Genomic DNA, 8,801 nt, shown 5'->3' with positions numbered 1-8,801 from the left:
AGCCGCGCGAGTACGAGCTGAGCGTCGCCCAGACGATCCTGCGCGTCCACACCCGCGTCGCCGACCTCTACAACGAACCGATGAACCAGGTCGAGCAGCAGCTCCGGCTGACCATCGAGGCGCTGCGCGAGCGCCAGGAGCACGAACTGGTCAACAACCCCGACATCGGCCTGCTGCACAACGCCGACCTCTCCCAGCGCATCCACACCCGCGGCGGCCCGCCCACCCCCGACGACCTCGACGCGCTGCTGGCCACCGTCTGGAAGGACCCCGGGCTGATCCTGGCCCACCCGCGGGCCATCGCGGCCATCGGCCGGGAGCTGAACAGCCGGGGGATCGTCCCACAGCACGCGGAGCTGAACGGGCACGCGGTTCCGGCCTGGCGCGGGGTGCCCATCCTCCCGTGCAACAAGATTCCGGTGACCCGCAACGGGGTCAGCTCGATCCTGGCGCTGCGCACCGGCGAGGAGAACCAGGGCGTCATCGGCCTCCACCGGACCGGAATTCCGGATGAATACCAGCCGAGCCTTTCCGTCCGCTTCATGGGAATCAACGACCAGGCGATCATCTCGTACCTCGTGAGCGCCTACTATTCCGCGGCCGTCCTCGTCCCGGACGCGCTCGGAATCCTGGAGAACGTGGAAATCGGACTCTGACGGCGCGGCGGCCGCACCCCCCGGCCGCTCGTATCGCCTTCCCGTAACGCCCGTAACACCCCCCTACAGAAATGGGTGATGAACACAGATGTCCACCTCCGTGGAGTCCGGTGAGCAGCCGCTGAGCCTGGGAACGGCCGCCGCCCGGAATCTGGCGACCACGACCAAGTCCGTCCCGCAGATGCAGGCCATCTCCTCCCGGTGGCTGCTGCGCGTGCTGCCCTGGGTCCAGGTCTCGGCCGGTACGTACCGGGTGAACCGGCGGCTCAGCTACACGGTCGGGGACGGACGGATCGAGTTCGTCAGCACCGGATCCGAGGTGCGGGTGATTCCGCCGGAGCTGGGTGAGCTGCCGACGCTGCGCGGCTTCGGCGACACCGCGGTGCTGGAGGCGCTGGCCGACGGCTGTGTGCAGCGGGAGTACGCACCCGGTGATGTGCTGGTCGAGGCGGGCCGCCCCGCCGATCAGGTATACCTCATCGCCCACGGCAAGGTCCGGCAGATCGCGCCCGGGGCGTACGACGAGGGCACGGCACTGGGGCTGCTGGCCGACGGGGAGTACTTCGGCGACTCGGTGCTCACCGGGCCGGAGGGCACCTGGGAGTTCACCGCGCGGGCCGTCACCCGGACCACGGTGCTCACCCTCCCCCGCCGCCTCTTCCAGGAGACCGCCGACCGGTCCGAGGCGCTGCGCGTCCATCTGCGGGAGGCGTCCGGGCGGACCGAGCCCGCGCAGAACCGGCGGGGCGAGGCCGATATCGCGGTCGCCTCCGGCCATACGGGGGAGCCGACGCTGGCGGGCACGTTCGCGGAGTACGAGCTGAAGCCGCGCGAGTACGAGCTGAGCGTCGCCCAGACGATCCTGCGCGTCCACACCCGCGTCGCCGACCTCTACAACGAACCGATGAACCAGGTCGAGGAACAGCTCAAGCTGACCATCCAGGCGCTGCGCGAACGCCAGGAGCACGAACTCGTCAACAACCGTGAGTTCGGTCTGCTGCACAACGCCGCCCTCTCCCAGCGCATCCACACCCGCAGCGGCCCGCCCACCCCGGACGATCTGGACGAGCTGCTGGCCCGGCGCCGCAAGACGCAGTATCTGCTGGCGCATCCGCGCACCATCGCCGCCTTCGGCCGCGAGTGCAGCAGCCGGGGGCTGTATCCGCAGGGCGCCGAGGTGGCGGGAATCGCGGTGCGCGCCTGGCGCGGGGTCCCGCTGCTGCCCTGCAACAAGATCCCGGTGAGCGAGTCCGGCACCAGCTCGATCCTCGCGATGCGCACCGGCGAGGAGAGCCAGGGCGTGATCGGTCTGCACCAGACCGGCATCCCCGACGAGTACGAGCCCAGCCTCAACGTCCGGTTCATGGGCATCAACGAACAGGCCGTGACGTCGTATCTGGTGAGCGCCTACTTCTCGGCGGCGGTTCTGGTGCCCGACGCCCTGGGCGTGCTGGAGGACGTCGAGATCGGCCGCTGAGCGGTCGCCGGGGTCACGGCGAAACGCGGCCGGCGGGCGCCGGTCAGGGGCGGACGCTGCTGACGACGTCCGCGGTCGCGGACAGGCCCTCGGAGATGGTCGGCGCGATGCTGCTGCTCGCCAGGTAGAAGCCCAGCGTGACGCAGACCAGAGCATGTGAGACGCGCAGCCCGCCGCTGCGCAGGAAGACCACCGCCAGGATCAGCAGGAGCAGGACCACGGAGATCGAAATGGCCATGGGGAGCCTCCTGGGCCGCTTCAGGGGATCGGGATCCGGCCGTCAGTGTGGCCCAGAATCATCCTGAATCCCCTCGAAGCGGGTACTCCACACGAGTGCCGATCTCCCGTTCGACCTCCGGGGGACCGTGGCGCCCGGTGAACGCGGCCCTCAGCGGGGCGGATTCGCCGGGCGCCGACGGATCGCTCGTCAGACCGTGGGCGCGGGGAGGTCCACCAGGGCGGCGAGCGCCTCGCGGTGGCGGCCCGGGGTGCCGAGCAGGGTCTCGGCGCTCTTGGCCCGCTTGAGGTAGAGGTGCGCCGGGTGCTCCCAGGTCATGCCGATGCCGCCGTGCAGCTGCACGCACTCCTCAGCCGCGTGCACCGCCACCTGCCCGCAGTACGCCTGCGCCACGGCCACCGCGACCGGGATGTCCGGGCTGTCGGCGGCCAGCGCGTCGGCGGCGTGCCGGGCGGTGGCGCGGGCCGAGACCAGCTCCAGGTAGAGCGCCGCCATCCGGTGCTTGAGGGCCTGGAACGACCCGACCGGGCGGCCGAACTGATGGCGCTCCTTGGTGTGGCGGACGGTCTCGGTCAGACACCACTCGGCCACGCCCAGCTGCTCGGACGCGAGCAGTCCGGCGCCGGTCAGCAGCGCCCGTACGACGGCGGCCTCCGCGCGGCCGGACCCGGCCAGTCGGCGCGCGGGGGCACCGGTGAGGGTCACCGCCGCGATGGGCCGGGTCAGGTCGAGCGAGGTCAGGGGCTCCACGGAGACGCTGGCTTCCGTGGTCTCGACGGCGTACAGGCCGTATCCGTCCGGCCCCTCGGCGGGGACAAGCAGCACATCGGCGCCCGCCGCGCCCGCGACATGGCCGATCCGGCCGCTGAGCGTCCCGTCGCCATCCACCCGTACGGTCACGGCCGGGACGGAGCCACTGGGCGTGGTGGCTCCGGGCGTGGTGGCCGCAGGAACCGCCAGCGCACCGACCGTACGGCCGTCGGCGAGGGCGCCGAGCAGCCGCGCCACCCCGTCCTCACCGGTGTCGCAGCCCAGCACGGCGCTGACCGCGAGGACGGCGCTGGTGAGGTACGGCACGGGGGCGACGGCCCGGCCCAGCTCCTCCATCACGACGGCCGCCTCGCGAGCGGTGGCGCCCTGGCCGCCGAGCTTCTCGGGCACGAGGAGCCCCGCCGTGCCCATCTCGCCGCCCAGGGAGCGCCACAGCCCCGGGTCGTACGCCCGGCCGTTCTCGGCCTCGGAGACCACGGCGCCGGGCGGGCAGCGGTCGGTGAGCAGCGACCGCACGGCCGCGCGCAGATCGTCCTCGGCCTCGGTGTAGAGCAGGTCCGGGGTGCTCATCGGGGCAGATCCTTCCACGGGACGTCCTTGTCGGTCCGCGGCTCGGGCGGCAGGCCCAGGACGCGTTCGGCGATGATGTTGAGCAGGACCTCGGAGGTGCCGCCCTCGATGGAGTTGCCCTTGGCGCGCAGATAGCGGTAGCCCGCCTCGCGTCCGGTGAAGTCGACGTGTTCGGGGCGGCGCAGCGTCCAGTCGTCGTAGAGCAGGCCCTCCTCTCCCAGCAGTTCGACCTCCAGCGCGCTGATCTCCTGGTTGAGCCGGGCGAAGGCGAGCTTCATGGCCGAGCCCTCGGGGCCGGGCTGTCCGACCGCCAGCTGCTGGCCCAGCCGCTCGCCCGCGAGCCGGGCGGCCTCGGCGTCCACCCACAGCCGCAGCAGCCGCTGGTGCAGATCGTGGGTCCGCAGTTCGGGGCGGTCGCGCCAGGTCCCGGAGACCAGGCCGATCATGCCGCCCTCGCGGGGGACGCGGCCGCCGCCGATGGCGACGCGCTCGTTCATCAGGGTGGTCTGGGCGACCCGCCAGCCCTCGCCGATCTCGCCGAGGCGGGCGCTGTCGGGGATGCGCACACCGGTCAGGAAGACCTCGTTGAACTCGGCCTCGCCGGTGATCTGGCGCAGCGGCCGGACCTCGACCCCGGGGTCGGTCATGTCGCAGACGAAGTAGCTGATGCCGCGGTGCTTGGGCAGGTCGGGGTCGGTGCGGGCGATGAGGATGGCCCAGCGGGCGAGGTGGGCGCTGGACGTCCAGACCTTCTGGCCGTCGACCACCCAGTCGTCGCCGTCGCGCACCGCCCGGGTAGCGAGTGCGGCGAGGTCGGAACCGGCGCCGGGCTCGCTGAACAGCTGGCACCACACCTCCTCGCCGGTCCACAGCGGGCGCAGCAGCCGCTGCCGCTGCTCGTCGGTGCCGAAGCCGAGGATGGTGGGCGCGGCCATGCCGAGGCCGATGCCGATGCGACGGGGGTCGTTGTCGGGCGCTCCGGCGGCGTCGAGTTCGGCGTCCACGACGGCCTGGAGCGAGCGGGGTGCGTCGAGGCCGCCCAGCCCCACCGGGTAGTGCACCCAGGCGAGCCCGGCGTCGAAGCGGGCGCGCAGGAACTCCAGCGGGTCGGTGGTGGCCGGTGGGTGGGCGTCGAGGAGGGCGCGGGTGCGGCGCCGCAGCCCGTCGGTGTCCACGGGGGTGGAGGCCGGGGAATCCAGGGAGGTGTTCTCGGGGGTGCTCATCGGGCGCCTCCCGCGGGCTGTCCGGGTACGACCACGACGCGGCCGGTGGTCACGCCGTCGGCGACGCGCTGGACGGCGTCGGCGGCCCCCTCCAGCGGCACCCGCTCGCTGACCAGCGGTTTGACGGTGCCCTGGGCGGCGAGCTTGGTCAGCTCGTCGTGGCAGGCGCGGATCGCGGCCGGGTCGTAGGTGTTGTAGAGGCCCCAGTGGAGGCCGAGGATGGCGTAGTTCTTGACCAGGGCGTGGTTGAGGGCGGCCTGCGGTACGACGCCGCTGGCGAAGCCGACCACCACGATCCGGCCCTCGAACGCGATGCACTTGACGGACTGGGCGAAGGCGTCGCCGCCGACCGGGTCGTAGACGACGTCGGCGCCGCGTCCGCCGGTGGCCTCCTTGACGGCGGCCACGATGTCGTCGCCGCGCCGGTCGAGCACCACGTCGCAGCCCAGTTCACGGGCGACCCGGACCTTGTCCTCGCCTCCGACGACCCCGATCACCCGTGCCCCGGCCGCCTTGCCGAGCTGCACGGCGGCGCTGCCGACGCCGCCCGCGGCGGCGTGCACCAGCAGCGTGTCGCCGGCCCGCAGCCCGGCCCGGCGGTGCAGGCCGAACCAGCCCGTCTGGTAGCCGATGTGCAGGGCCGCGGCCTGGGCGTCGTCCAGGGCGTCCGGCGCGGGCAGCACGGTGGCCGCGTCGACGGTCACGTACTCGGCGAAGCCGCCCGCGGGGAGCGTGGGGGTGGCCAGGACGCGCGCGCCCACCTGGCCCTGCGCCCCCTCGCCGACGGCGACGACCTCGCCGCACACCTCGACGCCCGGGGTGAACGGCATGGGCGGCCGTACCTGGTAGTGGCCGCGGCACAGCAGGGCGTCCGGGAAGTTGACGTCGACGGCCCGGACCCGCAGCAGCAGTTGCCCGGGGCCCGCCACCGGATCCGGCACGTCGTCGAGGCGCATCACCTCACGCGGCTCGCCATTATCGTGCACTCGCCATGCCTGCATCCGGTGGCCTCCAGAAGCTGTCGGTAGGGGCGTGAAACGCGTCGGGGCGCACATACTAACCAGTCGGTACGAGCAGGGGAACCGGCTCGTACCGGGGCTTCAGCCATCCTGCCTTCCCCGCCCGGCGCGCGGTGAACTCTTGTGCAACTCTGGAGGCACCCTTGAGCCCGGGACCTCGACAGACAAGAGTGGGCGGCGACATATCGGTTCCTATCGCAGCGATCCGACAGCCGGAACGGGACGGGAGATGACGACTGTGCCCGACAGTAAGGCGATCGACGAGGCCGAGATGGAGGCCAGACTCCACGGGATCTGTTTCAAGACCGGTCCTCCGCGACGCATCGGCGTCGAACTCGAATGGCTCATGTACGACCCGCACGACCCCGCACGACCCGTCGAGGCGGCCCGGCTGGAAGCCGCGGTCACCGCCCTGCGCGGACTGCGCCTCACCTCCGCGCTCACCTTCGAACCCGGCGGCCAGCTGGAGCTCAGCTCCCTCCCGGCCGACTCCCTCACCGCGTGCGTGGAGTCCGCCGCCGCCGATCTGGTCCTCGTCCGCGCGCTCCTCGCCGAGCTGGGCCTCGGCATCGCAGGCCATGGACACGACCCATGGCGCCCGCCGCGCAGGATCCTCGCCACACCCCGCTACGACTCCATGGAGACCTACTTCAACCGCCGCGGGCCGGCGGGGCGCTCCATGATGTGCAACACCGCCTCCGTACAGGTCTGTGTGGACGCCGGACAGGAAGAGCCCGGTCCGCTGGGCCTCGGGCGGCGCTGGCGGCTGGCCCATCTACTGGGCGCCGTGCTGACCGCCGCGTTCGCCAACTCTCCGCTGCGCGAAGGCCGCCCGACCGGCTTCCGCTCCACCCGGCAGGCGCTGTGGTCGGCGATGGACCCCGGGCGCACGCTGGCCCCGCCCGACGGCCGGGACCCCCGCACCGCCTGGACCGGATATGTGCTGGACGCGCCCGTGATGGCCATCCGGGACGACAGCACGCGCTGGGCGATACCGGACGGCCTCACCTTCCGTCAGTGGGCCCGCACCGGTCTGCCGCGGCCGCCCACCCAGGACGATCTCGACTTCCATGTCTCCACCCTCTTTCCGCCCGTCCGCCCGCGCGGCCACCTCGAACTGCGCATGATCGACGCCCAGAGCGGCGACGACGGGTGGATCGTGCCCCTCGCCGTGACCGTGGCGCTCTTCGACGACCCGCAGGCCGCGGAGACCGTCTACCGCGTGGTGAAGCCGCTCGCCGAGACGGCGGGCGCCCGGCCCGCACCCTGCAATCCGCTGTGGATGACGGCGTCCCGTCACGCCCTGACCGACCCCGAGCTGCGCGCCGCCGCCGTGGCCTGCTTCGCCACGGCGCTGGAGGCGCTGCCCCGGATCGGGGCCTCCCCCGCCGTCGTATCTGCCGTCGCCGACTTCGCCGACCGGTATGTCGCCCGCGGCCGATGTCCGGCCGACGACGTACTCACCCCCCTTCCCGGGAAGGAGGAACGGTCATGACCGCTTCCGGCCCCGCACTCGACCCCGAGGCGCTGCGACAGCGCGCCGAAACGGTTCTGCGCACCGCGCGCGACCGTACCCACACCCTCACCACCTGCGTGGACGAGAACGACCTCACCGCCCAGCATTCCCCCCTGATGTCGCCGCTGGTCTGGGACCTGGCACACATCGGCAACCAGGAGGAGCAATGGCTGCTGCGCGCCGTCGGCGGACAGGACGCGCTGCGCCCCGAGATCGACTCGGTGTACGACGCGTTCGAGCATCCACGCTCGGCGCGCCCCTCGCTACCGCTGCTGCCGCCCGCCGAGGCCCGCGGCTATGTCACGGACGTACGCGACCGGGTGCTCGACGTCCTGGAGCGGACCGAGCTGCGCGGCGCCCCGCTGCTCGACGCGGCCTTCGCCTTCGGCATGATCGCGCAGCATGAGCAGCAGCACGACGAGACGATGCTCATCACCCATCAGCTGCGCCGCGGCCCGGCCGCCCTCACCGCCCCGTCGCCGCCCGACACCTCCGGCGGTCCCCTGCCGGACGAGGTGCTGGTCCCCGGCGGCCCGTTCACCATGGGCACCTCGTCCGAGCCCTGGGCGCTGGACAACGAGCGCCCCGCGCACCACCGGCTGGTGCCGCCGTTCTTCATCGACACCACCCCGGTGACCAACGGCGCCTACGCGCACTTCATCGCCGACGGCGGCTACACCGAGCGGCGCTGGTGGACCACCGAGGGCTGGGCGTACGTCCAGGAGCACGGCATGAGCGCCCCGCTGTTCTGGCGGCGCGAGGGCGGCCAGTGGCTGCGCCGCCGCTTCGGGGTGACCGAGCCGGTGCCACCGAACGAGCCGGTGCTCCATGTGAGCTGGTACGAGGCGGACGCCTACGCCCGCTGGGCAGGGCGCCGGCTGCCCACCGAGGAGGAGTGGGAGAAGGCCGCCCGCCACGATCCGGCCAGCGGCCGGTCCCGCCGCTACCCGTGGGGCGACGCGGACCCCACCCCCGACCACGCCAACCTCGGCCAGCGCCATCTGCGGCCCGCACCGGCGGGAAGCTATCCGCGGGGCGCGTCGGCGCTGGGCGTACGGCAGCTGATCGGGGACGTGTGGGAGTGGACGTCGAGCGACTTCCTGCCCTACCCGGGGTTCACCGTCTTCCCGTACCCCGAGTACTCGAAGGTCTTCTTCGGGCCCGCGTACAAGGTGCTGCGCGGCGGCTCGTTCGCCGTGGACGCGGTCGCCTGCCGCGGCACGTTCCGCAACTGGGATCTGCCGGTGCGCCGCCAGATCTTCTCGGGCTTCCGTACCGCCCGCGACGCGTCCCCGGCGGAGGCGGAATGAGCGCGCGCCGTACGAACACGC

At 72.7% G+C, this 8,801-nt stretch carries 8 protein-coding genes; 4 read left to right on the top strand and 4 right to left on the bottom strand.

The genetic code is table 11. From position 1 onward, the window contains the following. Together ACZ6CL_RS38115 and ACZ6CL_RS38110 are read left to right on the top strand one after the other, a co-directional pair. The coding region (locus tag ACZ6CL_RS38115) for a family 2B encapsulin nanocompartment shell protein (RefSeq protein WP_468944914.1) at nt 1-656 on the top strand (656 nt) is incomplete at its 5' end. A gap of 88 nt (nt 657-744) precedes the next feature. Beyond that, entirely contained in the window at nt 745-2,133 is a 1,389-nt protein-coding gene (locus ACZ6CL_RS38110) for a family 2B encapsulin nanocompartment shell protein (RefSeq protein ID WP_468944912.1), read from the top strand. Between the two features lie 43 nt (nt 2,134-2,176). Here ACZ6CL_RS38110 and ACZ6CL_RS38105 read toward each other — a convergent pair whose 3' ends face one another. From ACZ6CL_RS38105 to ACZ6CL_RS38090, 4 genes are all read right to left on the bottom strand, one after another. After that, nucleotides 2,177-2,371 carry a hypothetical protein gene (locus ACZ6CL_RS38105; RefSeq protein WP_009720740.1) on the bottom strand — a complete coding sequence of 65 codons (195 nt, stop codon included), beginning with the start codon at nt 2,369-2,371 and terminating at the stop codon, nt 2,177-2,179. A gap of 189 nt (nt 2,372-2,560) precedes the next feature. Continuing rightward, nucleotides 2,561-3,712: an acyl-CoA dehydrogenase family protein gene (locus ACZ6CL_RS38100; RefSeq protein ID WP_468944909.1), complete on the bottom strand. Its 1,152-nt coding sequence runs from the start codon at nt 3,710-3,712 to the stop codon at nt 2,561-2,563. Continuing rightward, complete coding sequence (locus ACZ6CL_RS38095; protein WP_468944906.1) at nt 3,709-4,935, bottom strand: acyl-CoA dehydrogenase family protein; 1,227 nt, start codon at nt 4,933-4,935, stop codon at nt 3,709-3,711. Before ACZ6CL_RS38095 ends, ACZ6CL_RS38100 begins: the two co-directional genes overlap by 4 nt. After that, nucleotides 4,932-5,936 carry an NADPH:quinone oxidoreductase family protein gene (locus ACZ6CL_RS38090; protein WP_468944903.1) on the bottom strand — a complete coding sequence of 335 codons (1,005 nt, stop codon included), beginning with the start codon at nt 5,934-5,936 and terminating at the stop codon, nt 4,932-4,934. The genes ACZ6CL_RS38095 and ACZ6CL_RS38090 overlap by 4 nt, the downstream gene beginning before the upstream one ends. A gap of 247 nt (nt 5,937-6,183) precedes the next feature. Here ACZ6CL_RS38090 and egtA point away from each other — a divergent pair, with 247 nt between their 5' ends. Beyond that, entirely contained in the window at nt 6,184-7,449 is a 1,266-nt protein-coding gene (gene egtA, locus ACZ6CL_RS38085) for an ergothioneine biosynthesis glutamate--cysteine ligase EgtA (RefSeq protein WP_468944900.1), read from the top strand. Continuing rightward, nucleotides 7,446-8,780 (top strand): ergothioneine biosynthesis protein EgtB, encoded by a 1,335-nt coding sequence (egtB, locus tag ACZ6CL_RS38080; RefSeq protein ID WP_468944897.1) that lies wholly within the window; start codon nt 7,446-7,448, stop codon nt 8,778-8,780. Before egtA ends, egtB begins: the two co-directional genes overlap by 4 nt. Nucleotides 8,781-8,801: the final 21 nt, after the last annotated feature.

The organism is Streptomyces sp. NPDC041200 (genome assembly GCF_055591805.1).
Note: the sequence above shows the minus strand (reverse complement) of the source record. Positions and strands in the feature narration are given on the sequence as shown.